A 23,867-nucleotide genomic window follows, 5' to 3' on the forward strand; every position below is an offset into this window, starting at 1 on the left:
GAGAAGGAAATGGGCGCTTCCTGTTGTCATGAGAACCCACCGTCGCCGACAGCCGATCCCGTCTACCGCCGCGTCTTGTGGGCGGCATTGACTATCAATGCCGCCATGTTCGTCGTGGAGATCGTGGCGGGTACCGCCGCTGGCTCCGCCTCGCTGCTGGCTGACTCCCTCGACTTCCTGGCCGACAGCGCCAACTACGCCATCAGCCTGCTGGTCCTGGGTTCGGTGTTGGCCGTGCGCGCCAAAGCCGCCCTGGCCAAGGGCATATCGCTGGGCGTCATCGGCGTGGCCGTTGCCGGCAACGTCGTCTACCAAATCATGAACGGGCAGGTGCCGGAGGCCGAAGTGATGGGTGCCATCGGCTTGCTGGCCCTGGTCGCGAATGTTGCCAGCGCCATCATGCTCTTCGCCTTCCGCCGCGGCGATGCCAATATGCGGTCGGTCTGGATCTGCTCGCGCAACGACGCCATCGGCAACATCGCCGTGATGCTGGCTGCCGTCGGCGTGTTCGGCACGGGCACGAACTGGCCTGACATCATCGTCGCTGCCGTGATGGCCGGACTGGCCTTGTCGGGTGCCGTCCAGATCGTTCGGCAGGCAAGGCAGGAGTTGGCCCAATCCACCCGCGAAAAGTGCGTGGCATGACGATGCTGAAGCGTTTCGTGGACAATGAGTAGGCCAGCGATCACCGTGTCCGGCGTGACAGCTAGGTCGGTCACGCCTGGACCGCGCTGGAGCAGGCGCATGTTCTGTCGTTGCCCGATGCCTAGCTGCACACACGGGTGCATCTGGCGATGCTGCGCTTCGCCATCGGGCTGGGCGATTGGTCGGAAATCGGGGGGCCAGATTGACCGCATCACCGTGGCGACGGTCGGCTTGATGTGGGGCAAAGTATAAGAGGGCAACACCAGTCGGGCGACCGCGCCATCATGGGGGTGATGCCGGTCCCGCCGGACATCGCCGCCAAATCTGAGGAGGTGCGTCAAGGCAACAGATACTTACTCCACGCCGGATCACGTGTCGTCTGGCCCCGCAAGTGTCGAGGGCAGCACAGGAATCCACACAAAAGAGGCGTCCATCTTTGCCGATGGACGCCTCAGGCTACTCAGCTATCAAAAGCCGTTCAGCAGCAATCCCCGCCAGCGCCGCAGCAGGCCAAGACCAGATCGCAGCAGGTTTCCACCGCCTGCACGATCACATCCGGGGCTGCGGCATAGGCAGTTGCCGTGGCGATCAGCAAAGCGACCGCCGAGAGAAGGGTAAAGCGCTTCATCTTCATTCTCCAGTTTCAAGCATTGAAGTCACAAATGATCGGACTGCCTCATACACGGGGAGGGGGATCATCGACTTCTAGCTCCCTGCCGGTCCGGAGGTCCGCCATCGGCCCATCCCACTCTGCCTGGAGAGGTTCGCCCTGTAGGTCGGCTGCCGTGCGCACCGGCAGCATCAGGCACAGCAGCGCGCAAGGGGCCGGACAGCGCATCGGCATCGGACCGCAGCAATCATCGTCGCAACCGTCCAGATGGGGCATCATCGACGGCTGGGAGGCCATGCTGTCATCCAACGGGAACCGGGCGGAGGCGACGGGAGCGCTCCACACCGAAAGCCCAAACACAAACAGCATCACGAGCGTCAGCAACCGTCGAGCACGGAAACCGCAGCCTCGGGGTCCGCGCTTGGACCTATATGCTCCACGTAGAATCAGCATTAAAACACCTTAGTGAACTACCAAGCCGACAGCAATTGCTCAATGTGAGCGACCAGAACTGCATCCAGTTCCGAACCATACTCCAGCGCGACGGAGCCGACCCTGATCGGGAAGCTCTGGCTGTTGGATACCAATCCCTACGCAACCGAAGCGGTGTTCATGGTATGTCCGCTTAGCGTGGTTTTTTGCCCCTTCTATGTCGTGACCCCTTGAGGCTAAGTATCGGGAGACCTTCTTGCGCGATGCGATACAAACTGGCCACGTTGAGGTCTCCCAAGGTCGGACTTATTTCCACTCTATGCTTGGGGTCTCCCAGTTCGCGGGCCTGGTTTTAGAGGCGCACGTTGTGCGTCATCTGATTGAGAATCGCCATGCGCGTCGGATCGCAATAATGTGGTGTTCCCGACGCACGGGCGTCTTTCCAGGCTTCAACTTCGTCAACAAGTACTTACCGCTCGGCACCGGCCTGAAGGACACCAAGTTGGACCACAAGCGCTGGTTCGATAGCAGCGACCCGCACCTGGATATTATGTTTTTCAAGAAGGTGCCTTCTCACGAGCGGCTAATAAACCCTCTGCTCCCCCTGCTGCAACCGCTCACGATTTAGGGAACAACCATCCCAGCAGGCATCCAAATTGAAGCGATCACCTGCAACGAAGAGGAGCAAATCGTCACGCCGCTCATCAACGGCACGTATTCGCATGTGCTGACGCTGCTCCAGCACGACAACGGGACGCATTCTTACCATGAATGCTTGCGCCTGTTGGGCATTGCCCGGCAGAATGGGCGGATTAGTCACGAGAATTATCTGCGGCTGCAGGCTGCTGTGTACTGCCCGCAGCAGCTGTCTATGGACCAATACAACATCAATGGCTTTTACGAGTACATCACCCAGTGGTATAAAGGCCAAGTTCCTCCGGTCATCGGCATCGAAGGCGGTATGATGGCCGAGGTCAAGCAAGCGATAAATGGCAGCAGCCTCCTGGTGCCCTCAACCGAGATTATCACGACTCCATCGACCAATCTTCCGACCATCATATGACCCCTTATGGCTATGGTGGGAGCTTGGCACACCCGCTCAGTGGTGATCATAGATTATAGAAGGCCAGAACGCGGCCCTCAGTTTCCAGCCCAAGCCTGACTTTTCTAAGAAATGTCCGATTGTCAGCAGTTCCACTCAGACGGCGGACAGACCCTTTACTACCATCTCGGCCGACCGGCGACTTGGTGGCACAATGTCCGCTTCCGGTGTGTCACCCTTGTCCGCCATCTGACTGACATGGGGCGCTAAGCGGTCGGCGAAACACCGTGATCTTCTGACCGTGCTGCGCAGAAACGCACGCCGTTGGGCTGGGCATCTTCCATGCCACCGTCGGCCGTTTCTACAGCGCTAAGGTGGGCGGCTCAGGAAGACCGAGAGCCGTGCTTTGAGCGGGGGATGATGCCTTTCAGACGGCCCACCTCTCCGCTTCGCCCGCAATCACAGCCCCATCCCCGCTGTCCTCCTGTTGGCGTAGAGCCCGCGGTGCCCACGCCAACCCTGGGGATCTGAGAAAATTTCCCCTGCCGAAACCACCCCGCCTGTAGGGCGGGGCCCCGGTTCGGCATTCCGCGCGGAACAAATTTTCTCCACCCCAGGGTCCTCCACTGTGTTCCGGCCCTTCGCTTTGCTCGGGTGGCGCTGGTCACCTTTGCGGTCTCTGACGCCGGGGACATCGCGGGGATGGTCCCGCGACCGCAGCGTAGGAGACAGATCATGGCCATCACCCTCGGCACCTTCACCAAGCTCGACGACGGCAGCTTCTCGGGCATTCTCAAGACCCTGAACGTCACCGCTTCCCTCACCATCATTCCGGTGACCAAGCTGTCCGACAATGCCCCCGACCACCGCGTCTTTGCCGGCAACGGCCAGCGCTACGAGGTCGGTGCCGGCTGGTCCCAGGTCGCCAAATCCAGCGGCGAAACCTACCTGAATCTCAAGCTAGGGGCGCCTGAGTTCGGCCGGCAATGGTTGCGTGCCCGCCTCGTCAAGCTGGAACATCCGGCTGATGATGGCACCACCCACATCGCCTTGTGGGAGCCCCGCGACCGCTGATCCCCGCCTTCTCCGCCCCGTTCCGGCACCGCCGGGACGGGGCTTTTTGCCTGTTCAGGGGGAGGGGGATCGGAAATCCAGGGGATGGATTTGCGAGCGTCCGCAACCACGCCCCCGTTCGCCATGCTCGCCCCATCTGCGGCGATCCCTGCCGCTGTCACCCAAGGAGCGGTGAGATGGAGGATGAGGTCAATCGGGCGGCAAAAGCCCGCAAAGGCAGCCCGTTTCTGAATACGGCACAGGCCGCGTTCTATATCGGCCTGTCGCATCGGACCCTGGAAAAGATGCGCCTGACGGGCGGTGGCCCGCGCTTTCGCAAGCACGGACGCTATGTTCGCTACCACATTGATGACCTGGATGCCTGGTCATTGGGGGAGCGGCGCGACAGCACCTCGGACAAGGGGGATGCGTCATGACTTGCGCCCCGATGTCGCAACAGAAATCGCCCCGTCGTCCATCGCGCCGCCGCTTGTCGCGGGCGGCTCGTCGTCGGGCGTTGCTGCTGGCAGGTGTAGCCCTGGCGGCGCTGGGCTTTTCGGTACTGGCGCGCCCGGAGCCGATCCTGGTCTGGAACAGCAGCGCCTCGGCTCCCCTTGGGCTCTATCTGGTGCTGCCGGAAAGCCGTCTGCGCCCCGGCGATTTGGCACTGGTAACACCGCCGGAGGGCATTGCCGATATGGCTGCGCGGCGGGGTTATCTGCCGCGCGGTGTGCCGCTGATCAAGCAGGTGGCGGCCATGGGCGGGGATGATGTCTGCGCCAAGGGCGACATTATCACCATCAATGGCGATACGGTCGCCGTGCGTCAGAAGGCCGACAGGGCGGGCCGTCCGTTGCCCTGGTGGGAGGGCTGCCGGGTTCTTTCGGCAGGAGAAATCCTGTTCCTGATGCCCGCGGCAGAGTCCCTGGATGGTCGCTATTTCGGTCCGCTGTCGTCGGTGCATGTCATCGGTCGGTTGGTGCCACTATGGCTGCGCTGAAGGCCGTTGGGCTGACCTTTGCGCTTATGGTTACAGCGGTTGCCGGTGCGACGGATCATGCTCCTTACGATACAGCGGTGACAGCCGCTGCCCATCGTTTTGACCTGCCGCAGGACTGGATCAAGGCCGTCATCAAGGCGGAAAGCGGCGGTGATGCCAACGCCGTATCGGTCAAGGGCGCGCTGGGCCTGATGCAATTGATGCCAGACACCTGGGCCGAAATGCGCGACCGATATGGCATCCAGGGCGACGTCCTGGACCCTGCCGCCAACGTCATGGCGGGCAGCGCGTACCTTGCCGAAATGCGCCATCGCTTCGGCTATCCCGGCCTTTTCGCCGCCTATAATGCCGGGCCTGCGCGCTATGACGCACATCTCCGCGACAGCATGCCATTGCCAGCCGAAACCCAGGCCTATCTGGCAAAACTCGACGCCAGATTGGGATTGCCAGCAGGCGGCACCAGTGGGCTGTTCGTGCCGTTGAACAGCCCTGACCGCCGCCTGTTCGCACCGCTGTCCAAGCCTCGGGGAACGAGGCGATAGACGGTTGAGCAGGGGACTTCATCTCAGTCCGCCCATCGTACCAGCCTGGCAGCAGGACCCGTCAAGGATGCGCGGTCCCCCCAAAATGCTAGGCATTTTGGGGGGACCGCGCCCCGCTTCGCGGTGCCTGCGGCCTCCTTGACCGGCCCCGCTCCCGCCGATGCCAGGTGCTGTCCTCGATGAGGGGGACGACAGCGATGGAGCAGATCATGGTGACCGAGATGACCGCGACGATCCGTGGAACCGATGCCTATTGGCGTCAACGCCGTCTGGCCTTTGCCCTCATTCAACGACTGGAGCAGGCCATCCGCATCCGCAATCAGGCACCGATGTACGTCGGATCAGCCGATGATCCCATCGAGAATATCGGGCCGTGGGACCGGGTGTGTCAGCTTCAGGATCGGATCCGTCAGAACCCTTTGGCTATGGAGACCTTGGCCGCCCAGAAGCGGCTGATGCTGCTGACGACATAGCGTGGCGGGAGCGGCGTCCATCGGATGCCGCTCTCTTTTTTGGGGGCTTCCGGCACCCCTGATCCGGCCCCAGCATGGGCGGGGGAGGGGTTTCTCATCTCGGTCCGCCCATCGTACCAGCCGGGCAGCGGGACCCGTCAAGGATGCGCGGTCCCCCCAAAATGCTGCGCATTTTGGCTCCCCCGCGCCCCGCTTTGCGGCGCCTGCGGCGTCCTTGACCGGCCCCTCTCCGGCTGGACGGGAACCTCGTCCTCGATCAGGAGGACGCCAGCCACGGAGGTTCCCATGTCGTTCATTGCAGCGCATCCCCAGGCCGCGATCGACCGTTTCGACGCCCTTGTCGATGACGTCCGGACCGAGTTCGGCAGCGACGGATTGATGGCCAATGTCGAGCGTTTCATCTCTGCCGAACGTCCCGAATTCATCTGGGATGGCCGCTTCCAGGAGCATTATCTGGGCGAATGGATGGGCGATGATGATGGCGCAGAAGGCCTCCATTGCATCCTGATCCTGAGCCATTTCCGCAGCGAATTCATCGTCGCCAGCTGCGTTGTTGATGGCGATGAACGTCTGCATTCCATGACCCGTCAGCGGGCCTATGCCACGCGCGACGCAGCCGAGAAGGCCTTCCAGAGCGCCATCGGTCGATAGGCGGCGCAGATCCGGGAGCGGCGGTTCAGGCCGTCGCTCCCATTTTTTTCCAACATGAGAGCGTAGAAGGGCGTGGATAAGCGCGGATGCCGATCAGGGGCGCTGTAGGGCAAGATGAAGCGGTGGCGCCAGCGCCCCCGTAACCCCCTGTCTGCACATCCTTTTTGGGGCTTCGCGGTGGCGCCACGGCGGTTGGTCCGGTGCCATTCTGGTGCCACGGCCTCGGGATGCCCCATTTCAGCTTCGGATCGGGAGGTGCTGTGATGTTCGGTGACGATCATGATTTCCAGCCCCGTCTGGGCCTGATGCGCAGCGCCTCCGGGCGTCGCGGCAAGCGCTTTCTGAATCGGGTGCTGGCGGCGACCGTTCTGGCCAATGGCGGGCCGATCAGTTTCAGGACACGAAAGACCCGCTTCGATGGCAGCCGGATCGGACGAGGTGCTGGTGTCGGCCGGGTGCTGGCATCGCGCGACCAGTTCGCCGCCTGGCGGCAGCGCCGCGTGATCATCAAATCCCGTATCGTCAAGCTGGCAGGCAAAGGCATGGCCGGCGCCCGTGCCCATCTGCGCTATATCCAGCGCGACGGCGTCACCCGTGAAGGACAGCCCGGCCAGCTCTATGGCGCTGACCAGGATCGGATTGAGGGCAAGCGTTTCTTGGACCGAGCAGAAGGGGACCGCCACCAGTTCCGCTTCATCGTGTCGGCCGAGGATGGCGACCAGTATGACGATCTGAAGCCCTTGATTCGGCGCCTGATGGCGCAGATGGAACAGGATCTGGACACGCGGCTCGATTGGGTCGCGGTCGATCACCACAATACCGGCCATCCCCACAGCCACATCATTGTCCGGGGCAAGGATGATCGCGGCAAAGACCTGATCATCGCCCGGGAGTACCTGACCAGAGGCATGCGCGAGCGTGCCGCCGAGATCGTCAGCCTGCACCTGGGCCCGAAGACCGACGCCGAGGTACAGGGCCAACTGCGTCGGGAAGTGGAGCAGGAGCGTTTCACCAGCCTGGATCGCCGCCTGCTGCGCGACCAGTCGCCGGAGCATCTGGTGACTGGTGCTGACCACAACCCCTTCCAGCAGGCCCTGCGCATGGGCAGGCTGCGCAAGCTGGAGCGGTTGGGTCTGGCGGCGGAAATCCGCTCTGGCCAGTGGCAGTTGGCCGATGACCTGGAAACCACCCTGCGCCGGATGGGAGAGCGTGGTGATATCATCAAGACCATGCACCGGGAAATGGCGGCCCAGGATCTGGCCCGCGCGCCGGCCGACCTGATCATCCACGACCCTGGTGCCGATGGTGCCCGTCCCATCGTCGGCCGTGTTGTCGCGCGCGGCCTATCGGACGAGGTGAATGATCGCCATTATCTGATCATCGACGCCACCGATGGCCGGACTCATTATGTCGATATCGGCAAGGGGGAGGCGTCGGAGCCGACGCCGGTTGGCAGCGTCCTGCGTGTCGAGCCACGTCCCTTGGAGGCACGCCCTATTGATCGTCGTATCCTGGAGATCGCGGCAGCCAATGGCGGCCGGTACAGCATTGATATCCATCTGCGCCACGATCCTGCCGCCAGTGAGGCTTTCGCGGATAGTCATGTCCGGCGGTTGGAGGCGATGCGCCGGCTGACGAAGGCGGTGACCCGCGAGCCGGATGGTACCTGGATCATCGCCCCGAACCATCTGGAGCAGGTTGCCGAGTATGAGCGCGCCCGGGCCCGGTTCAACCCTGTCAACGTGCGCATGCTTTCCACTCTACCGCTGGAGCAGCAGGTCGTCGCCGATGGTGCGACTTGGTTGGACCGCGAACTTGTGAACACCAATCCCGAGATGGTGCGGGATGCAGGTTTCGGACGAGATATCCGCGACGCACAAGCTCGCCGCCGGCAATGGCTGATCGCGGAGGGGCTGGCCTGGGAAGAGCAGGGCGCAACCTTCTATCGCGCGGACATGCTGGCAACCCTGCGGCGGCGGGAATTGCTGCGCGTCGCCGGCCAGCTATCCGACGAACTGGGGCTGGGCTATGTCGAGATGCGCCCCGGCCAGCCGGTGGAGGGCGTGCTGCGCCGTATCGTTCCTCTGGCCGGCGACAAGGTGGCACTGATCGAGCGCAGCCGTGATTTCACCCTGGTGCCATGGCGCCCTGTTCTGGACCGGCATGTCGGGCAGCCTGTCTCCGGGATCATGCGGGCAGAGGGAATATCCTGGACGATCGGGCGGCAACGCAGCGGCCCGTCGGTCTCCTGACCTATTCCACCAACTCGGCGGGGCGGACGCCCAGGCCATCGGCGATGCGTCCAAGGACCGTGACGGTACAGCTATGCTGGCCGCGTTCGATGTCCCCCAGATAGCGATTGCTGATATCCGCACGGCTGGCCAGTTCCTCCTGGCTCAGCCCTCGTTCCTGGCGCAACCGCCGTACATTCCGGGAAACAGCTTCCATCAAGTCCATGGTGGAAACCATGACGAATGTGAAGCATACTTCCAGGAAGTATAGTTCCCAATCGGAGTGAGGATGCGATGGAAGCCGGTTCTGACGATTTCTATGCCGCCCTTGCCACGGTGCAGTTTGCCGATGGGTTCGCAAGCTGGGAGGAGTTCATGGAGCCGGAATGGACCCTGCTGGCGGCGTGGGCGCGAGCAGGTGCTGGGACCTTGATGGTCCCTTCGCGTGACACGTTGCCTCTCTGGGTGCTTAGTCCCTGGCTATCCAACCTCATGGTTTTCGATCGGATGGACAGCGGATGGCAGAAGATGCTGTCAGGGCCTGCCGCCGCCAAGCTGCTGCCGGATACGGGAGGGGAGGCTTGGGACTGCTTGTCGGAGACGGTTCGGCATGTGGTCGGACGGGTGGAGAGCGAGGCGCGTCCTATACACCAGATGCTGCCGGAAGAGGCGTCTCATATCGGTGAGGCCAGTGTCCTCGTCCTGCCGGTCGGGAATGCGGTCGTAGATCGGATTCTGATCGCAGCTCATTCCGTGCCGGAGTTCGGATCGGTCAGTTGATGGTGGCAGTGGGAACTTCACCTTGGTGCCTAACGTCACGTTCTGAACAGGCATGGTCGGCCAATCATTGCAGGCAAATCAGTGATGAGCCAGATTGGAGCAACGGCCACTGATAAGACGGGATAGTGGATGCTGAGGGTTTGTCCCAAGAATAGCGGAATTGAAGCAGCCCGTTCGCTTACCTATGAAGAAGATCAGCTTATCCGCGACGGGTTCGGTCGCCATGCCGAACCCGGAGGGCGTGAAGCAGCACTGCCTGTTATTCAGCGGCTGCACCGGCGAGAACAGAAATTGGTTTGCGATTGCCAGGACGCTCCGTCTCCCATCATGGTGCCGGTTTCGGGAACGCATATTAACCGTAACCCCCGAGGTCATTCCGCCCACGATGAAAGCTGCGATTTCTACCTGCCGCCGGGAACGCAGCGCCGTGTGACCAAAAGCTATCGCCGCCCGAGCGAAACAGCGCCATTGAATTTGTTGCGAGGCGGCAGCGGAGCCAGTCCCGCTGGAATCCGGAAGGGACATGGTGCGGAGCGCCGGCGCAGCCGCTTGGCAACCATGATGATGCGGTTGATCGAGGCGGCTGGTCTCAACATCGTTTCGCCTGATGTTGAGCCACGCCGCTTCGGCGAGCAGATGCAGGCACTCCACGCCGCTGCCCAGGGTATCGATCTGCTGCCTGGTGTGCCGCTATCCGATTTCCTGATTACAGATACCCGAGATCTCAACCGGCTGTTCAAGCGTCTCGACAAATTACGTGATCGGTTTCAGGGCAATCCACCCCACGGCATTTTACTCTGCGTTGCTGATGGCGCTCTGGAGGACCGGATTCTAGCCCACAAAAGGGAAGCCGTTCCTGTGCCCAGCAGGAGCATCGCGGTCTTTGGCGAGGAACCCCCGGCTCAACGAGGTCAAGAGCGTCCCCGCAGGCCGCCTTATCTTGCTGCATGTCTTGTCGGCGAGCGTGAAGCGGATGGGCCGATGGAGGTGCTGCGGGCATATCTCCATCCCTGCCTTACGGAGGGAAGGCTTTTTCCGGTGGATAGCGGATATGAGCGCACCACTTTCCGGGTGATCGACGGCTTGGCGGAATGGATATTGAAGGATCGGCATGTGGGGGTGACGATCGAGAAACCCCTGTTTGATATCGGCCCGGAAGAAATCGACGAGGAGGAAGCGGAGGATGCCCGCGTCACATGCATCCCCGACTTCCTCTTGCATGTTGCCGCTCCCGTCGAGACGCAGCCGCCGATCACCATCGTTGAGACGATGGGGTATGGTGATGACGTTTACCTGGATCGCAAGAAGCGTAGCCATGCGCTCATGCGGGCTGTCCTTCAGAATGCTCCCCTACTCGAACATCTTCCCAGCCAACCTGAGCTGACGCTGGCCTTTCGCAAGCGGCTATGCGCCGTCCTGCTGGAGGGTATCCCCCTGCCCAGGAAAGGTGAGCGTAACCCATCGTAACTAAAGGCGATTTTTCGGAATAGCGCCTCCGCGCACCCTTCGCAGACCGATGTTTCACGGCTGCGGAGGGCTCCGATGACCCCCACCAGGCTGCTGATCGGCCAGATTCTGGCCGTCTTCGCTATTGTCATCTTGGGTGTCTGGGCAGCCACGCAATGGGCAGCATCAATGCTGGGCTATCAGGCACAGCTTGGTCCTCCTTGGATCATCATCGCCGGTTGGCCCGTTTATCGCCCCTGGCAACTGTTCGAGTGGTGGTACTGGTACGAGGCCTATGCGCCGCATGTCTTCGACAAGGCCGGCACGTTGGCCGGTGCCAGCGGTTTCATGGGCTGTGCTGCTGCCATCATCGGGTCGCTGTGGCGCGCCCGGCAGACGCGGATGGTCACCACCTATGGCTCTTCGCGCTGGGCGACCAGCCGGGAAGTGGAAGGGGCGGGGCTGTTTCGGCCGGTGGGTGTTTTCCTGGGCCGGTTGGGCGGCCGGTACCTCCGCCACGATGGGCCGGAACATGTCATGGCGTTTGCGCCGACCCGGTCAGGCAAGGGCGTGGGGCTGGTGGTGCCGACCCTGCTGTCCTGGACCGGATCGACCGTCATCCACGACATCAAGGGGGAGAACTGGCAGTTAACGGCTGGCTGGCGGGCACGTTTTTCCCATTGCCTGCTGTTCAACCCCACCGACCCGCGTTCGGCCCGGTACAATCCGCTGCTGGAGGTGCGCAAGGGGCCGGATGAGGTCCGCGACGTCCAGAACATCGCCGACATCCTGGTCGATCCCGAAGGCGCCCTGGAGCGCCGCAGCCATTGGGAGAAGACCAGCCACAGTCTGCTGGTCGGCGCAATCCTCCATGTCCTCTATGCCGAGGAGGAGAAGACCCTGGCCCGTGTGGCCACTTTCCTGTCTGATCCCAGGCGCAGCTTTGCCCACACGCTGCGCCGGATGATGGCGACCAACCATCTGGGCACGCTCGACAAACCCATCGTGCATCCCGTCGTCGCATCGGCGGCGCGGGAGGTGCTGAACAAGTCGGAGAACGAGCGGTCGGGTGTGCTGTCCACGGCCATGTCGTTCCTGGGTCTCTATCGCGACCCCACGGTGGCCGCCACAACGGCGGCCTGTGATTGGCGGATCGCCGATCTGGTTGATGCGTCGCGGCCGGTGTCGCTCTATCTCGTCATCCCGCCCTCGGACATCTCCCGTACCAAGCCGCTGGTGCGACTGGTGCTGAATCAGATCGGGCGTCGGCTGACCGAGCGGTTGGAGGGTGACCCCGCCAAGCGGCGGCGGCACCAGTTACTGATGATGCTGGACGAGTTTCCGGCGCTGGGCCGTCTGGATTTCTTCGAGACGGCGCTGGCCTTCATGGCGGGCTATGGTATCCGGGCCTACCTGATCGCCCAGAGCCTGAACCAGATCTCCAAGGCCTATGGGGAGAACAACGCCATCCTGGATAATTGCCACGTCCGCATCGCCTTCAGCAGCAATGACGAGCGGACGGCCAAGCGCATCTCGGACGCGCTGGGCACGGCGACGGAATTGCGGGCACAGCGCAACTATGCCGGCCATCGCCTCGCCCCCTGGCTTTCCCATGTCATGGTCAGCCGGCAGGAGACGGCACGGCCGCTGTTGACGCCCGGCGAGGTGATGCAGTTGCCGCCGAAGGACGAACTGGTGCTGGTTTCCGGGCTGGCGCCGATCCGGGCGAAGAAGCTGCGCTATTACGAGGACCGGAATTTCATCGAACGGGTGCTGCCTGCACCAATCTTGGCGGAAGCGGTCTACGCTGATCGGCCGCCAGCGCGGTCGGATGATTGGGGAGGGCAGGTGCGGGGGATGGATCAGCGCTTGGCCGAGGATGATGAAGATGCTGCCCTGGATGAAATGACCGAAGGTGGCCTCCAGCAGCAACGTCATCCGGGATTGCCCGAGGAGGGCCTATCGAAGCCGGTGGAACAGGAGACTGGCGATCTGTTCGGCTTGGCGGACGATGAGACCGATGTAGCGGCAGACAAGCGAGCCATGGACCGGTTGTCGAATGTCGCCCGCGCCCATGCAATCAATGAGGGGGCCAGGGACGATCTGTTGCCTAACTTCTGATGGGGCGTAAGTAGGCCGGCGATGCCCGCATATGGGCATCGCCAGTGGGATCAGCCGTTCAGTGCGTCTTTGAGCGCCTTGGCCAGCGAGAACTTGGCCTTGGTCTGGGCGGCGATGGTGGTCGGCGCACCCGTCTGTGGGTTGCGGCCCTGGCGTTCCGGGACCTGCTTGGCCGTGAACTTGCCAAAGCCGGTTTGATTTCATTGCTGCCTTGGGGGGGGGCATTGAAAATGCATATAAAACTATAGATAATTTACTGATCTGCCCACTTTTTATAAACCTTTTCGATGTTTCTGTAAGGTGTTCCCAATTTAAAATCATCTGCAAAGTCGCGGACCGCATAATTTATTATTTCTCTGTATTCAATTCTCATATCCTCTGGATTGAACAATCCCTTTTCAATGCAAAAACATAATCTGTCTAATCCGTTTAAGTACATTTGTTTTGCTTCATCAAAACGCAACTGAAGCGCTTTAAAATCAGAATCGATGTTATTTTTTGCCTCAGAAATTGAAATGCCTACTTCGCTGAGTATTGTTCTTCTTTCAGCAATTTGTTGCTCCAGTGATAGTAGCGCATTGAGTTGACTGATGGAGTTTGACTTAACGGCTTGTTCAACTTGAAGCGTAAGTCGGCGAAGCTGTGAAATCGCAACTCCAAGCATAATTAATGCTATAACTGCAGAAACAAGATAAATCACAATAGAATAAAAATTATAACTATCGGAGGTCATTTTTTTGATACCTTCTGAGCAATTATACTTTTTGCGGCTAGTATTATATCAGACAGTGCGCTTCCGCCTTGTTGTTCAAGGGAAATGATTGGTAATTCATTTAGCTTTTCATATAGATCAATCCAGAATTTATTCTTTGATTGAAGTGAAATATTTGATTTATCTAAAACCTCCTGAGCCAACCTGATGCGATTATTAACTATCTCTATGGATTTTGATTCTCTTATCTCTTTTTCTATTTGAGAAAGATATTCATCAATTGTCATTTTTGATTTCCCTATTCATCATTTTCAGATGGCATGTAGGTAAATCTTGCCAAGTTTATAGTTGTGAATCAAGCGATAATTAATTTTATCGAGTGCGCGATTTTCATCTTATTTGTCGGAAATTTCCCAATGGGGACTGTAGGTGCCGACACATGCCTTGTGGCACTCACCGTAGGTTAGTACTCGATGTTGAAGGGGATGAGAGAGTACATAATGGCCATAAGAGATTCCGCGCCACTATCCGACCCTTAGCGCCAACGTCCCCCACGTTGGAGCTGGGTCATGAAGCCCCGCCATCACCTTTATCTCGACGATGAGCTGACCGCCCAGCTTGACGCCCTGGCGTCCAAGCCAGGGACCACCAAGTCCGCCATCGTCGCTGACGCCCTGCGGCAGTACCTGACCCGTCGGGGTGCCCAGGCCATCGATGAGGCGCTGCGCATCCGGTTGGACCGGCAGGCGCGGCAATTGGAGCGGATCGAGCGGGATATCCAGGTGCTGCTGGAAAGCTTGGCTCTGTATGTCCGTTACCAACTGACCGTCACCGCTCCGTTGCCCGAGCCTGACCGGGCTGCCCATGCGGTGGGCAAGGAGCGGTTCCAGAAGTTCATCGACCAGGTGGGCCGTCAGATGGCCGCTCCGACCCGGACCCTGTCCGCCGACCAGGAGGATGCGGCATGAGCCCCCGGCGCGAGGCGGACGAACGCCGCCAGTCCATGCTGCGCACGGCGCTGGGGCCGGATATCGCCAACGCCCTGAACGATCCCGCCGTCACCGAGGTGATGGTCAATCCCGATGGCGCCCTGCGCCTGGAACGAGCCGGGGAAGGGATCATCGCCACCGGCATGATAGTGCCAGCCGACGAGGTGGAGCGGCTGATCCGTCTGGTGGCTTCCCATGTCGGGGCCGAGGTTCATGCCGAGCGGCCCATCCTGTCGGCGGAACTGCCCACCGGTGAACGCTTCGAGGGCCTGCTGCCCCCCGTGGTGACTGGACCGTGCTTCACCATCCGCAAGCCGCCCGCCCGCATCCTTCGCCTGGGCGATTATGCTGCCGATGGCATCCTGTCGCCCTTGCAGGCCGACGCCTTGCGTCGTGCTGTGCGGGCACGCCGTAATATTCTGGTCGCCGGTGGCACGGCGTCGGGCAAAACGACATTGACCAATGCCCTGCTTGCCGAACTGGCCGATAGCACTGAGCGACTGGTGCTGATCGAGGATACGCGCGAGCTGCAATGTGCGGCGCCTGATTGCGTTGCCCTGCGCACCCGGCCGGGTGTGGTCACTTTGCGCGACTTGGTGCGCTCCACCCTGCGCCTGCGGCCTGATCGGATCATCGTCGGCGAGGTGCGGGGTGGTGAGGCTCTGGACTTGCTCAAGGCCTGGAACACTGGCCATCCGGGTGGCATCGCCACCCTGCATGCCAACTCCGCCAATGCCGCCCTCTACCGGCTGGAACAGTTGGCTCAGGAGGCCGTGGTCACCGTGCCCCGCCGGCTGATCGCCGAGGCGGTGGACCTCATCGTCCATATCCGGTCCCGTGGTGGTCAACGCCTGGTGGACAGCATCGCCTGCACCGATGGGCTGGACGCCCAGGGCGACTATCGCGTCGTCACGCTCGGGCCGGCCGACCTTCAACAGCTCTGACAGGAGAGATCATCATGCGACAGCTTCGCGTGCCCCGTCTGCGTTCCCTGGCTTTCACCGGGTTGACCCTGCTACTGGCGCTGCCGGCCCACGCCGCCGGTTCCGGCATGCCCTGGGAGGATCCCCTCCAACGCATCCTGGATTCCGTCCAGGGGCCGGTCGCCAAGATCGTGGCGGTGATCATCATCATCACCACGGGCCTGACGCTCGCCTTCGGGGAGACCTCGGGTGGTTTCCGGCGGCTGATCCAGATCGTCTTTGGGCTGTCGGTGGCCTTCGCTGCCTCCAGCTTCTTCCTGTCCTTCTTCTCCTTCGGCGGTGGGGCGCTGGTGCCATGAGCGACACCCCCGAAGGTTTCACCGTGCCGCTGCACCGGGCGCTGACCGAGCCGATCCGGCTGGGCGGGGCGCCGCGGGCGTTGGCCATCGTCAATGGCACCATCGCTGCCGCCATCGGCCTGGGGCTTCAGCAATGGCTGGCGGGTCTGCTGCTGGCGCTGGGCGGGCACAGCCTAGCTGTACTGGTCAGCCGGCGTGATCCGCACATCGCCGCCATCCTGGCCCGCCACCTGCGGCAGGCGGGAGGCTGGTCATGCTGAACCTCGCCGAGTATAGGCCCCGGCCCGACCGGCTGGCCGATCACCTGCCCTGGGCCGCCCTGGTGGCCCCCGGCACGGTGCTGAACAAGGATGGCAGCTTCCAGCGCACCCTGCGCTATCGCGGGCCGGACCTGGACTCTGCCACCGAGGCGGAACTGGTGGCCCTGGCCGCCCGCACCAACAACGCCCTGCGCCGGCTGGGTTCGGGCTGGGCGTTGTTCTTCGAGGCGGAACGGGTGGAAGCCAGTGGCTATCCGGACAGCCACTTTCCCGATGCCGCGTCCTGGCTGGTCGACCAGGAACGCCGTGCCGCCTTCGCGCGAGCCGACAGCCATTTCGAAAGTCTGTACCACCTGACCCTCGTCTATCTGCCGCCGCCGGACAGCCAAGCCCGTGCCCAACGGGCATTGGTGGACGAGGGCCGGGAAGGGGGAGGGGGACGACGCGACTGGCGGCGGGAGTTGGAGCAGTTCCAGCAGGAGTTCTTCCGGCTGGCGGGTCTGCTGCAAACCATCCTGCCCGAACAGCATGACCTGGATGATGCGGAGACACTGACCCACCTGCATGCCTGCATCTCGACACGGCGTCATCCCGTCGCCGTACCGGTGGTGCCGCTCTACCTGGACGGAGTGCTGGTCGACACGCCGCTGCTGGGCGGGTTGGAGCCGATGCTGGGCGATCGGCATCTCCGCACCCTGTCGGTGCTGGGCTTCCCCAACCAGACGCGGCCCGGCCTGCTGGATGCGCTGAACCATCTGGATTTCCCTTATCGCTGGGTGACGCGCTGGATCCCGCTGGACAAGGAGCACGCCACCCGTTCGCTGAACCGGCTGCGGCGCCATTGGTTCGCCAAACGTAAATCCATCGGCGCTCTGCTGCGGGAGGTGGTGACCAACGAGCCATCGACCCTGCTGGACAGCGATGCCGACAATAAGGCGGCCGATGTCGATCTGGCCTTGCAGGGGCTGGGTGCCGACCATGTCGCCTATGGTCATGTCACGGCCACCATCACCGTCTGGGACACCGATCGGCAGGCGGCGGATGACAAGCTGGCGGCGGTCGAGCGGACCATCACCGGGCTGGGTTTCACCATTATCCGGGAGAGCGTCAATGCCGTGGAAGCCTGGCTGGGCAGCCTGCCGGGCCATCTCTATGCCAATGTCCGCCAGCCCCTGGTTCACAGTCTGAACCTGGTGCATTTGATGCCGCTGTCGGCAACCTGGGCCGGTCCTGCTCACAATCGGCATCTGGACGGCCCGCCGCTGTTCCAGGCCGAGACCAGCGGGGCAACACCCTTCCGGTTCTCCACCCATATCGGCGATGTCGGACACATGCTGGTGGTGGGGCCGACCGGGGCCGGCAAGTCAGTGCTGCTGGCCCTGATGGCCATGCAGTTCCGCCGTTACCCAGGTGCCCAGGTCTATATCTTCGACAAGGGCAATTCAGCCCGTGCCGCTACCGTGGCCATGGGTGGCCGGCACCATGCGCTGGGGCAGGCGGGTGACCTGTCGTTCCAGCCCTTGCGCCGGATCGATGATATCGACCAGCGCACCTGGGCTGCCGATTGGGTTATCGGCCTGCTGGAGCATGAGCAAGTCACCATCACGCCCGAGATCAAGGAGATGGTCTGGTCTGCGCTGAACAGCCTGGCCGGGGTGCCACCGGAACAGCGCACCCTGACGGGCCTGTCCCTGCTGCTGCAATCCAATCCCCTGAAGGCCGCCATCCAGCCCTACACGCTGGAAGGGCCGCATGGTGCCTTGCTGGATGCTGCCGAGGATGGGTTGGACCTGGCTGCCGTGCAGTGCTTCGAGATGGAGGCGCTGCTGCACCGGGCCGGCGCCGTGCTGCCGGTGCTGACATATCTCTTCCATCGGCTGGAGGAACGCTTCACCGGCGTGCCCACCCTGCTGGTCCTGGACGAGGCCTGGGTCTATCTGGACAATCCTGCCTTCGCGACCCGCATCCGCGAATGGTTGAAGGTCCTGCGCAAGCGGAACGTGGCGGTACTGTTCGCGACCCAGTCCCTGGCCGATATCGCCGGCAGCCTCATCGCGCCGGCCCTGATCGAAAGCTGTCCCCAGCGCATTTTCCTGCCCAATGACCGGGCCATCGAGCCCCAGGCCAGGGCTGTCTATGCCGCCTTCGGTTTGAATGACCGTCAGATCACCCTGGTCGCCCAGGCCACGCCCAAGCGCGACTATTACCTGCAATCCCGGCGGGGCAACCGGCTGTTTCAATTGGGCCTCGGACCGGTGGCCAAGGCTTTCTGCGCCGCGTCCGATCCGGTGGCGCAGGCACTGATCGACAAAGTGCTGGCCGATAATGGGAAAGGTGTCTTCGCCGCCCACTGGCTGCACGCCCGAGGATTGGACTGGGCGGCTGACCTGCTGGCGGCGGACTTTCCCGAGGAGGCAGTGCCATGAAAGCCTCGCTCTGCGCGGCCCTGGTGGTCGTGATCCTCGCGGCCGGTGATGCCCGCGCCTTCACCGTCTATGACCCCTCCAACCATGCCCAGAACGTGTTGCAGGCTGCTCGTGCCCTGGAGCAGATCAACAACCAGATTCGCACCCTGCAGAACCAGGCGACCATGTTGCAGAACATGGCCCGCCAGCTCCAGCGGCTGGATTATTCCTCCCTGGGTCAGATCACCAGTGCGCTGAACCGCATCGACGGTCTGATGATCCAGGCCGACGGCATCGGCTTCGATCTGGCCGGTAGCGAAGCAACCTGGCGTCGCACCTATCCTGGCACCTACCACGACGCCGATGCCGCCGCGCTGGACCGGCAGGCCCAGGCGCAATGGCAAAGTGCCATGACCTCCTATCGCCAGACCATGCGGGTCCAGTCGGGCATTGTCGGATCCATTCAGGCCGACGCACCGCTGCTGGCTGGCCTGGTTGATCGCAGCCAGGAGGCCATCGGCAGCTTGCAGGCCCAGCAGGCCGGCAACCAACTGCTGGCGCTCTCCATCAAGCAGCAGATGCAGTTGCAGAGTCTGGTGGCTGTCCAATCCCGGGCCGATGCCGAAACCCAGGCCGGCATTGCCGAGGCCAACGCTTTGGCCCGCGAACGCACCCGCCGCTTCCTGGGTGACGGCCGCGCCTATAGCCGCTGAGGGAGGCCGTCATGGGTGATCTTGGCATCATTGATCGCTTCACCGAAACCTTCATTCGCTACATCGACAGCGGCTTCGGCCTGCTCTCCGGCGATGTGGCCTATCTGACCGGTGTCCTCATCACCGTCGACATGGTCCTGGCCGGCCTCTTCTGGGCGCTGGACGGTGATCATGACGTCATCCCGCGTCTGGTTCGCAAGGTACTCTATGTCGGCTTCTTCGCCCTGGTCCTGGGCAATTTCCAGGCCCTGTCGGAGGCGGTGTTCAGTTCCTTCGCGCAGTTGGGGCTGAAGGCCGGCGGGTCGGGCCTGTCGGCCGACGATCTCCTGCATCCCGGTCAACTGGCTGCTGTGGGGTTCGAGGCGGCACATCCGCTGCTGAGGCAGGCGGAGACCATGATCGGCTTCCCGGAGGTCTTCGGTAATATCCTGAGCCTGACCATCCTCATGCTGGCCTGGTTCTTCGTGGTCATCGCCTTCTTTATCCTGGCGGTGCAACTCTTCATCACGCTGATCGAGTTCAAGCTGACCTCGCTGGCCGGCTTCGTGCTGGTGCCCTTCGCGCTGTGGAGCAAGACGGCCTTCCTGGCCGAGCGGGTTCTGGGACACGTCATCTCGTCCGGCATCAAGATCATGGTGCTGGCGGTCATTGTCGGCATCGGGTCCGGCTTTTTCCGGGAATTCACCGAAGCGCTTAATGGCCAGGAGCCCGGCATCACCGAGGCCATGACCATGGTGCTGGCATCCCTGGCCTTGTTGGGCTTGGGCATCTTCGGACCGGGGATTGCCGCCGGTCTCGTCTCTGGCGCACCGCAACTGGGTGCTGGGGCGGCGTTTGGCACGGCCGGCGTCGCAGCCGGCACATTGCTGTTGGCAGGCGGGGCTGCCGCTGCTGGCGCCCGTCTTGCCGGCGGGACTGGACTGGGAGCCCTGAAGGCTGGCGCCAGCATGAGCGGAGCGGCGACCGGTGCCTATCAGTCGGCCCAGGCAGCCGGTCAATCCGGCATGGGTGGTGTCGCCCGCGCGACCGGAAACGCGACCATGCGGGCCACTCGAGATGCCGGAGACCGGATGACCGAGCCTCTGCGGGAAGCATACCGGTCCGGTCGACAATCAACGGCACCAGAGCCAAGCGAGGAGGGGGATGCAGGCGCATCCCCAAGACCCTCCGCTGCTGCCGGCAATACCCCCGACTGGGCGCGCAAGCTCCGCGCCGAACAGGCTGGCCGGGCCCACCGTCATGCCACGGCCCAATCCATCAAGGACGGCGACCGCTCCGGCGGCAGCGCCACCCCGTCCCTCGATCAGAAGGATGACTGACCATGTTCAAACGCACCCTGCAACGCTATGGCAGCACACCGGAACCGGTGACGCCTTATCAGAAGGCGGCCCAGCTTTGGGATGAACGGATCGGCAGTGCTCGTGCCCAGGCCCGGAACTGGCGGCTGATGGCATTCGGCTGTTTGGGATTGGCCATGGGGCTGGCTGCCACCCTGGCCTGGCAGTCCGGCCAGAGTCGTATCATCCCCTATGTCGTGGAGATCGACCGGCTGGGCGAGGCACGCGCTGTCGTCCCGGCCACCAGCGCCTATCAGGTCACCGATGCCCAGGTCGCCTTCTACCTTGGCCGTGTCATCGCCAACACCCGGTCGCTCTCCACCGACCCGGTTTTGGTCCGTCAGAACTGGCTGGCGGCCTATGATTTCGTAGCCGACCGTGCCGCCCTGTTCCTGAACGAATATGCCAAGACCAGCGATCCGTTCGGCCGCATCGGCACCAACAGCGTCACCGTGCAGGTGACCAGCATCGTCCGCGCCTCGGACCAATCCTTCCAAGTCAAATGGACCGAGCAGGTCTATGAGCGCGGCAGCCTGGTCCGCACCGAACGCTGGACCTCCATCCTGGCCGTCAGCCTGCGCACCCCACGCACGCCGGAGGCCCTGGCCCGCAACCCGCTGGGCGTCACCATCACCGCCATCGACTGGTCGCGGGAGTTCGACGCCCCCATCATCCCGAGGAACACGCCATGATCAAGCTGATCCTGCCGGTCCTGCTGGCCGGCCTCCTGTCCGCCTGCGCCGCCCAGCCCAGGAAGCCGCCCGTCATCGCCTATGATGGCAGCTCTTTTCTCTCCGCCTATGCCGAGCCGCAGACAACACCGCCGGTTCAGGTCGTGGAGAAGCCGGTCCCGTTGCCGTTGCCCGGCCAGTTGCAGCCGCTGCCACCGGCGCCTGCCGCCGTGGTGCCCGACAATCGTCCCCCACCCCAGCGCGTCGCCGACGCCAACAAGGCGGCGACCCTGGAACCGACCCGCACCGGCTATCTCAATGCCATGCAGGTCTATCCTTTCACCGAGGGCGCCTTGTACCGGCTCTATGCTGCACCGGAGCGCGTCAGCGACATTGCCCTCCAGCCCGGTGAAAACCTGGTGGCCGTCTCGGCCGGCGACACGGTGCGCTGGATCATCGGCGACACCAGCAGCGGGGCAGGGGAGGCGAGCCGGGTGCATGTGCTGGTCAAACCCGTGGCCGCCGGTCTTACCAGCAACCTCGTCATCACCACCGACCGCCGCGCCTATCACCTGCTGCTGGAAAGTACCGAGCAGACCTCCATGGCCTCGCTCTCCTGGACCTATCCCCAGGATCAGTTGCTGGCCCTGCGCCGCCAGCGCAGCCAGACCGAAGCCGCCCAACCCATCGCCACCGGCCTGTCCCTGGAGAACCTGCATTTCCGCTACGCGATCACCGGAGATGCGCCGCCCTGGCGGCCACTGCGGGCCTTCGATGACGGGGCCAAGGTTTATATCGAGTTTCCCCGCCGTCTGGACCAGGGCGAGGCACCGCCACTCTTTGTCATCGGCCGGCAGGGGGACGCGCAGTTGGTCAATTACCGGGTTCTGGGTCGGCATTACATCATTGACCGGCTGTTTGCGGCCGCCGAACTCCGCTTGGGCGGCGAGCCGCAGCAAATTGTCCGCATTGAGCGTACCGACGGGAGGCCATCATGAACGCTCCCAACGTGGATGACAAACAATCCCCGGAGAAGCTGGAACTGCGGGCAGCACCTCGCCGGGCCATTCGCTTTCGGCGGGGATTGATCATCGGTGGCACGGGCATTGCCGTTGGCACCATCCTGACCCTGACCTTCCTGTCCCTCCAACACCAGACCCGCAAACCCGACAAGCGCCAGGAACTGGCCCAACCGAGCAAGCCGCCGGCACCTGAAGGTCTGGCCGGGCTGCCGGCGGACTACAGCCAGGTCAAGCCCGACACCCCGGTGTTGGGCCCGCCGCTGCCGGGCGATCTGGGCCGCCCCATCCTGGAACACCAGCGACGCCACGGTGCGGGAGCGGACTGGCGGCCCATGGAGCCGACGCAGCAGCCGACCCCTGAACAGGTTCAGGCAAGTCAGGCCCGACAATCCGGTCTGTTCTTCCGCAGCGAGCCGAAATCGCCATCATCCATCCCGGAAACTCGAAATCCGGTGTTGTTGCCCAGTTCCGGCTCCACCTCAGATGCCACCAATACCGAGCCGGATGCGCAGCAGCGCAAGCTGGACTTCCTGGGTCGGCCGGATACGGGCGGTACCTACAATCCCTATGCTGAACAGCAGCCCGCATCTCCCCACCAGATCATGGCTGGCAGCGTCATTGCTGCGGCGCTGGTGACGGGCCTGAATTCCGACCTGCCGGGTTCGGTCGTGGCCCAGGTGACGGAGAATGTTCATGACAGCGTCACCGGCCAGATCCTGCTGATCCCTCAGGGCTCCCGGCTCATCGGCACCTATGACAGCAGTGTCAGCTTCGGACAGGAACGTGCCCTGCTGGTCTGGCAGCGGCTGATCCGCCCGGACGGCTCATCCCTGCAACTGGATAATCTGCCGGCCAGCGACACTGAGGGCCGGGCCGGCCTCTCCGACGAGGTGGATTTCCATACCGGTCGCCAGCTGAAGGGCATTGCCATGGCCACCCTGCTGGGGGTCGGCACGGAACTGACCTTCGGGCAGCAGGAAAACGAGCTGGTTCGCGCCGTCCGGGAATCCATGCAGCAGAATGCCGACCGCGCCGGCCAACGGCTTGTCGAACGTAACCTAGACATCCAGCCCACCCTGACTGTCCGGCCCGGCTGGCCCCTGCGTGTCATCGTCCGGCGGGACGTGATTCTCTCCCCCTATCGAGGAGGCTAACCCATGCTGAAGCTGCCCAAGCTCCCCGACCGCACGCCGGTGAAGCTCACCTTGTCGTTCAGCCCCGAATTGCATGAGCGGTTGCTGTCCTATGCTGCCCTTTATCGGGCAACATACGGTACGGCCGAGCCGATAGCTGACCTGATTCCCTATATGCTGGACGCTTTCCTGGATAGCGACCGGACCTATGTGAAGGCCCGGAAAGCGGACTTGCCGCCTGTCCAGGAGCCCGCCCGCCGGAGCCGTAAAAGCGACGACACTGTGGAGCAGTCCATTGATGAAACGGAGACTTGACC

Annotated in this window: 28 protein-coding genes and 1 pseudogene; 24 read left to right on the top strand and 5 right to left on the bottom strand. The window is 62.7% G+C overall.

All coding sequences use genetic code 11. The features are described 5' to 3' along the window. Positions 1-9: 9 nt before the first annotated feature. On the top strand, positions 10-645 hold the full coding sequence (locus ABC729_RS17105; RefSeq protein ID WP_495608816.1) for a cation efflux transmembrane domain-containing protein: 636 nt from the start codon (positions 10-12) through the stop codon (positions 643-645). Positions 646-1,123: 478 nt separating this feature from the next. Here the strand turns inward: ABC729_RS17105 and ABC729_RS17110 are convergent, their stop codons facing one another. Next, positions 1,124-1,273 carry a hypothetical protein gene (locus ABC729_RS17110; RefSeq protein WP_495608817.1) on the bottom strand — a complete coding sequence of 50 codons (150 nt, stop codon included), beginning with the start codon at positions 1,271-1,273 and terminating at the stop codon, positions 1,124-1,126. Positions 1,274-1,943: 670 nt separating this feature from the next. On the opposite strand from ABC729_RS17110, the gene ABC729_RS17115 reads away from it, so the two are divergent. From ABC729_RS17115 to rlxS, 9 genes are all read left to right on the top strand, one after another. Further along, a complete protein-coding gene (locus tag ABC729_RS17115; protein ID WP_495608818.1) occupies positions 1,944-2,315 on the top strand; it encodes a hypothetical protein in 372 nt (123 codons plus the stop codon). A gap of 96 nt (positions 2,316-2,411) precedes the next feature. Continuing rightward, on the top strand, positions 2,412-2,750 hold the full coding sequence (locus ABC729_RS17120) for a hypothetical protein (protein WP_495608819.1): 339 nt from the start codon (positions 2,412-2,414) through the stop codon (positions 2,748-2,750). A 714-nt stretch (positions 2,751-3,464) separates the two neighbouring features. Beyond that, the gene (locus ABC729_RS17125) at positions 3,465-3,803 is read left to right on the top strand and encodes a DUF736 domain-containing protein (RefSeq protein ID WP_495608820.1); all 339 of its coding nucleotides are present in this window, start codon (positions 3,465-3,467) and stop codon (positions 3,801-3,803) included. A gap of 176 nt (positions 3,804-3,979) precedes the next feature. Then, positions 3,980-4,219: a helix-turn-helix transcriptional regulator gene (locus tag ABC729_RS17130; RefSeq protein WP_089290451.1), complete on the top strand. Its 240-nt coding sequence runs from the start codon at positions 3,980-3,982 to the stop codon at positions 4,217-4,219. Further along, complete coding sequence (locus tag ABC729_RS17135) at positions 4,216-4,782, top strand: S26 family signal peptidase (RefSeq protein ID WP_495608821.1); 567 nt, start codon at positions 4,216-4,218, stop codon at positions 4,780-4,782. The genes ABC729_RS17130 and ABC729_RS17135 overlap by 4 nt, the downstream gene beginning before the upstream one ends. Beyond that, the gene (locus tag ABC729_RS17140; protein ID WP_495608822.1) at positions 4,770-5,324 is read left to right on the top strand and encodes a lytic transglycosylase domain-containing protein; all 555 of its coding nucleotides are present in this window, start codon (positions 4,770-4,772) and stop codon (positions 5,322-5,324) included. Before ABC729_RS17135 ends, ABC729_RS17140 begins: the two co-directional genes overlap by 13 nt. A gap of 209 nt (positions 5,325-5,533) precedes the next feature. Beyond that, entirely contained in the window at positions 5,534-5,797 is a 264-nt protein-coding gene (locus ABC729_RS17145; RefSeq protein WP_495608823.1) for a hypothetical protein, read from the top strand. Positions 5,798-6,082: 285 nt separating this feature from the next. Then, positions 6,083-6,448, top strand: coding sequence for a hypothetical protein (locus tag ABC729_RS17150; protein ID WP_495608824.1), 366 nt, complete (start codon positions 6,083-6,085; stop codon positions 6,446-6,448). A 263-nt stretch (positions 6,449-6,711) separates the two neighbouring features. Further along, on the top strand, positions 6,712-8,700 hold the full coding sequence (gene rlxS, locus ABC729_RS17155; RefSeq protein WP_495608825.1) for a relaxase/mobilization nuclease RlxS: 1,989 nt from the start codon (positions 6,712-6,714) through the stop codon (positions 8,698-8,700). Between the two features lies 1 nt (position 8,701). On the opposite strand, the gene ABC729_RS17160 is transcribed toward rlxS, so the two are convergent. Beyond that, positions 8,702-8,905, bottom strand: coding sequence for a helix-turn-helix domain-containing protein (locus ABC729_RS17160; RefSeq protein ID WP_495608826.1), 204 nt, complete (start codon positions 8,903-8,905; stop codon positions 8,702-8,704). Between the two features lie 68 nt (positions 8,906-8,973). On the opposite strand from ABC729_RS17160, the gene ABC729_RS17165 reads away from it, so the two are divergent. The 3 genes from ABC729_RS17165 to ABC729_RS17175 all read left to right on the top strand — a co-directional run bounded on the left by ABC729_RS17165 (position 8,974) and on the right by ABC729_RS17175 (position 13,026). Beyond that, entirely contained in the window at positions 8,974-9,459 is a 486-nt protein-coding gene (locus tag ABC729_RS17165; protein ID WP_495608827.1) for a hypothetical protein, read from the top strand. A 129-nt stretch (positions 9,460-9,588) separates the two neighbouring features. After that, positions 9,589-10,926 (top strand): DUF8535 domain-containing protein, encoded by a 1,338-nt coding sequence (locus ABC729_RS17170; protein WP_495608828.1) that lies wholly within the window; start codon positions 9,589-9,591, stop codon positions 10,924-10,926. Positions 10,927-11,001: 75 nt separating this feature from the next. Next, positions 11,002-13,026 (top strand): conjugal transfer protein TraG, encoded by a 2,025-nt coding sequence (locus tag ABC729_RS17175; protein WP_495608829.1) that lies wholly within the window; start codon positions 11,002-11,004, stop codon positions 13,024-13,026. 50 nt (positions 13,027-13,076) lie between these two features. Here the strand turns inward: ABC729_RS17175 and ABC729_RS17180 are convergent. The 3 genes and pseudogenes from ABC729_RS17180 to ABC729_RS17190 all read right to left on the bottom strand — a co-directional run. Further along, positions 13,077-13,208: pseudogene (locus ABC729_RS17180) on the bottom strand (HU family DNA-binding protein); the annotation flags it as partial. Positions 13,209-13,279: 71 nt separating this feature from the next. Then, positions 13,280-13,759 (bottom strand): hypothetical protein, encoded by a 480-nt coding sequence (locus ABC729_RS17185; protein ID WP_495608830.1) that lies wholly within the window; start codon positions 13,757-13,759, stop codon positions 13,280-13,282. After that, on the bottom strand, positions 13,756-14,025 hold the full coding sequence (locus ABC729_RS17190; protein WP_495608831.1) for a hypothetical protein: 270 nt from the start codon (positions 14,023-14,025) through the stop codon (positions 13,756-13,758). The genes ABC729_RS17185 and ABC729_RS17190 overlap by 4 nt, the downstream gene beginning before the upstream one ends. A gap of 282 nt (positions 14,026-14,307) precedes the next feature. Here ABC729_RS17190 and ABC729_RS17195 point away from each other — a divergent pair, with 282 nt between their 5' ends. From ABC729_RS17195 to ABC729_RS17245, 11 genes are read left to right on the top strand one after another with little or no spacing between them, the layout of a single operon-like run. Beyond that, positions 14,308-14,706 carry a ribbon-helix-helix domain-containing protein gene (locus tag ABC729_RS17195; protein WP_495608832.1) on the top strand — a complete coding sequence of 133 codons (399 nt, stop codon included), beginning with the start codon at positions 14,308-14,310 and terminating at the stop codon, positions 14,704-14,706. Next, entirely contained in the window at positions 14,703-15,671 is a 969-nt protein-coding gene (trbB, locus tag ABC729_RS17200; protein ID WP_495608833.1) for a P-type conjugative transfer ATPase TrbB, read from the top strand. The genes ABC729_RS17195 and trbB overlap by 4 nt, the downstream gene beginning before the upstream one ends. A gap of 14 nt (positions 15,672-15,685) precedes the next feature. Further along, the gene (locus tag ABC729_RS17205; RefSeq protein ID WP_495608834.1) at positions 15,686-16,009 is read left to right on the top strand and encodes a TrbC/VirB2 family type IV secretion system protein; all 324 of its coding nucleotides are present in this window, start codon (positions 15,686-15,688) and stop codon (positions 16,007-16,009) included. Continuing rightward, on the top strand, positions 16,006-16,269 hold the full coding sequence (locus ABC729_RS17210) for a VirB3 family type IV secretion system protein (RefSeq protein WP_495608835.1): 264 nt from the start codon (positions 16,006-16,008) through the stop codon (positions 16,267-16,269). The genes ABC729_RS17205 and ABC729_RS17210 overlap by 4 nt, the downstream gene beginning before the upstream one ends. After that, a complete protein-coding gene (trbE, locus tag ABC729_RS17215) occupies positions 16,263-18,695 on the top strand; it encodes a conjugal transfer protein TrbE (RefSeq protein ID WP_495608836.1) in 2,433 nt (810 codons plus the stop codon). Before ABC729_RS17210 ends, trbE begins: the two co-directional genes overlap by 7 nt. Then, positions 18,692-19,387, top strand: a complete 696-nt coding sequence (trbJ, locus tag ABC729_RS17220) for a P-type conjugative transfer protein TrbJ (protein ID WP_495608837.1) — start codon at positions 18,692-18,694, stop codon at positions 19,385-19,387. The genes trbE and trbJ overlap by 4 nt, the downstream gene beginning before the upstream one ends. An 11-nt stretch (positions 19,388-19,398) precedes the next feature. Continuing rightward, the gene (trbL, locus tag ABC729_RS17225) at positions 19,399-20,706 is read left to right on the top strand and encodes a P-type conjugative transfer protein TrbL (RefSeq protein ID WP_495608838.1); all 1,308 of its coding nucleotides are present in this window, start codon (positions 19,399-19,401) and stop codon (positions 20,704-20,706) included. Positions 20,707-20,708: 2 nt separating this feature from the next. Further along, positions 20,709-21,416, top strand: a complete 708-nt coding sequence (gene trbF / locus ABC729_RS17230) for a conjugal transfer protein TrbF (RefSeq protein WP_495608839.1) — start codon at positions 20,709-20,711, stop codon at positions 21,414-21,416. Further along, on the top strand, positions 21,413-22,393 hold the full coding sequence (gene trbG / locus ABC729_RS17235; RefSeq protein WP_495608840.1) for a P-type conjugative transfer protein TrbG: 981 nt from the start codon (positions 21,413-21,415) through the stop codon (positions 22,391-22,393). Before trbF ends, trbG begins: the two co-directional genes overlap by 4 nt. Then, positions 22,390-23,571, top strand: coding sequence for a TraB/TrbI/VirB10 family type IV secretion system protein (locus ABC729_RS17240; RefSeq protein ID WP_495608841.1), 1,182 nt, complete (start codon positions 22,390-22,392; stop codon positions 23,569-23,571). Before trbG ends, ABC729_RS17240 begins: the two co-directional genes overlap by 4 nt. A gap of 3 nt (positions 23,572-23,574) precedes the next feature. Further along, the gene (locus ABC729_RS17245; RefSeq protein WP_495608842.1) at positions 23,575-23,865 is read left to right on the top strand and encodes a DUF2274 domain-containing protein; all 291 of its coding nucleotides are present in this window, start codon (positions 23,575-23,577) and stop codon (positions 23,863-23,865) included. Positions 23,866-23,867: the final 2 nt, after the last annotated feature.

It is taken from the genome of Niveispirillum sp. CC-CTL257 (assembly GCF_059489915.1).

Excerpts from the sequence above, each read along its gene's own strand:
- ABC729_RS17150 (WP_495608824.1), top strand. The coding sequence starts at position 6,083 with ATGTCGTTCATTGCAGCGCATCCCCAGGCCGCGATCGACCGTTTCGAC.
- ABC729_RS17130 (WP_089290451.1), top strand. The coding sequence starts at position 3,980 with ATGGAGGATGAGGTCAATCGGGCGGCAAAAGCCCGCAAAGGCAGCCCG.
- ABC729_RS17195 (WP_495608832.1), top strand. The coding sequence starts at position 14,308 with ATGAAGCCCCGCCATCACCTTTATCTCGACGATGAGCTGACCGCCCAG.
- ABC729_RS17145 (WP_495608823.1), top strand. The coding sequence starts at position 5,534 with ATGGTGACCGAGATGACCGCGACGATCCGTGGAACCGATGCCTATTGG.
- ABC729_RS17105 (WP_495608816.1), top strand. The coding sequence starts at position 10 with ATGGGCGCTTCCTGTTGTCATGAGAACCCACCGTCGCCGACAGCCGAT.
- ABC729_RS17210 (WP_495608835.1), top strand. The coding sequence starts at position 16,006 with ATGAGCGACACCCCCGAAGGTTTCACCGTGCCGCTGCACCGGGCGCTG.
- ABC729_RS17175 (WP_495608829.1), top strand. The coding sequence starts at position 11,002 with ATGACCCCCACCAGGCTGCTGATCGGCCAGATTCTGGCCGTCTTCGCT.
- ABC729_RS17160 (WP_495608826.1), bottom strand. The coding sequence starts at position 8,905 with ATGGACTTGATGGAAGCTGTTTCCCGGAATGTACGGCGGTTGCGCCAG.
- trbL (WP_495608838.1), top strand. The coding sequence starts at position 19,399 with ATGGGTGATCTTGGCATCATTGATCGCTTCACCGAAACCTTCATTCGC.
- trbF (WP_495608839.1), top strand. The coding sequence starts at position 20,709 with ATGTTCAAACGCACCCTGCAACGCTATGGCAGCACACCGGAACCGGTG.
- ABC729_RS17140 (WP_495608822.1), top strand. The coding sequence starts at position 4,770 with ATGGCTGCGCTGAAGGCCGTTGGGCTGACCTTTGCGCTTATGGTTACA.
- ABC729_RS17185 (WP_495608830.1), bottom strand. The coding sequence starts at position 13,759 with ATGACCTCCGATAGTTATAATTTTTATTCTATTGTGATTTATCTTGTT.
- ABC729_RS17205 (WP_495608834.1), top strand. The coding sequence starts at position 15,686 with ATGCGACAGCTTCGCGTGCCCCGTCTGCGTTCCCTGGCTTTCACCGGG.
- ABC729_RS17240 (WP_495608841.1), top strand. The coding sequence starts at position 22,390 with ATGAACGCTCCCAACGTGGATGACAAACAATCCCCGGAGAAGCTGGAA.
- ABC729_RS17165 (WP_495608827.1), top strand. The coding sequence starts at position 8,974 with ATGGAAGCCGGTTCTGACGATTTCTATGCCGCCCTTGCCACGGTGCAG.
- trbE (WP_495608836.1), top strand. The coding sequence starts at position 16,263 with ATGCTGAACCTCGCCGAGTATAGGCCCCGGCCCGACCGGCTGGCCGAT.
- trbJ (WP_495608837.1), top strand. The coding sequence starts at position 18,692 with ATGAAAGCCTCGCTCTGCGCGGCCCTGGTGGTCGTGATCCTCGCGGCC.
- ABC729_RS17135 (WP_495608821.1), top strand. The coding sequence starts at position 4,216 with ATGACTTGCGCCCCGATGTCGCAACAGAAATCGCCCCGTCGTCCATCG.
- ABC729_RS17170 (WP_495608828.1), top strand. The coding sequence starts at position 9,589 with ATGCTGAGGGTTTGTCCCAAGAATAGCGGAATTGAAGCAGCCCGTTCG.
- trbB (WP_495608833.1), top strand. The coding sequence starts at position 14,703 with ATGAGCCCCCGGCGCGAGGCGGACGAACGCCGCCAGTCCATGCTGCGC.
- ABC729_RS17125 (WP_495608820.1), top strand. The coding sequence starts at position 3,465 with ATGGCCATCACCCTCGGCACCTTCACCAAGCTCGACGACGGCAGCTTC.
- ABC729_RS17245 (WP_495608842.1), top strand. The coding sequence starts at position 23,575 with ATGCTGAAGCTGCCCAAGCTCCCCGACCGCACGCCGGTGAAGCTCACC.
- ABC729_RS17190 (WP_495608831.1), bottom strand. The coding sequence starts at position 14,025 with ATGACAATTGATGAATATCTTTCTCAAATAGAAAAAGAGATAAGAGAA.
- ABC729_RS17110 (WP_495608817.1), bottom strand. The coding sequence starts at position 1,273 with ATGAAGCGCTTTACCCTTCTCTCGGCGGTCGCTTTGCTGATCGCCACG.
- rlxS (WP_495608825.1), top strand. The coding sequence starts at position 6,712 with ATGTTCGGTGACGATCATGATTTCCAGCCCCGTCTGGGCCTGATGCGC.
- trbG (WP_495608840.1), top strand. The coding sequence starts at position 21,413 with ATGATCAAGCTGATCCTGCCGGTCCTGCTGGCCGGCCTCCTGTCCGCC.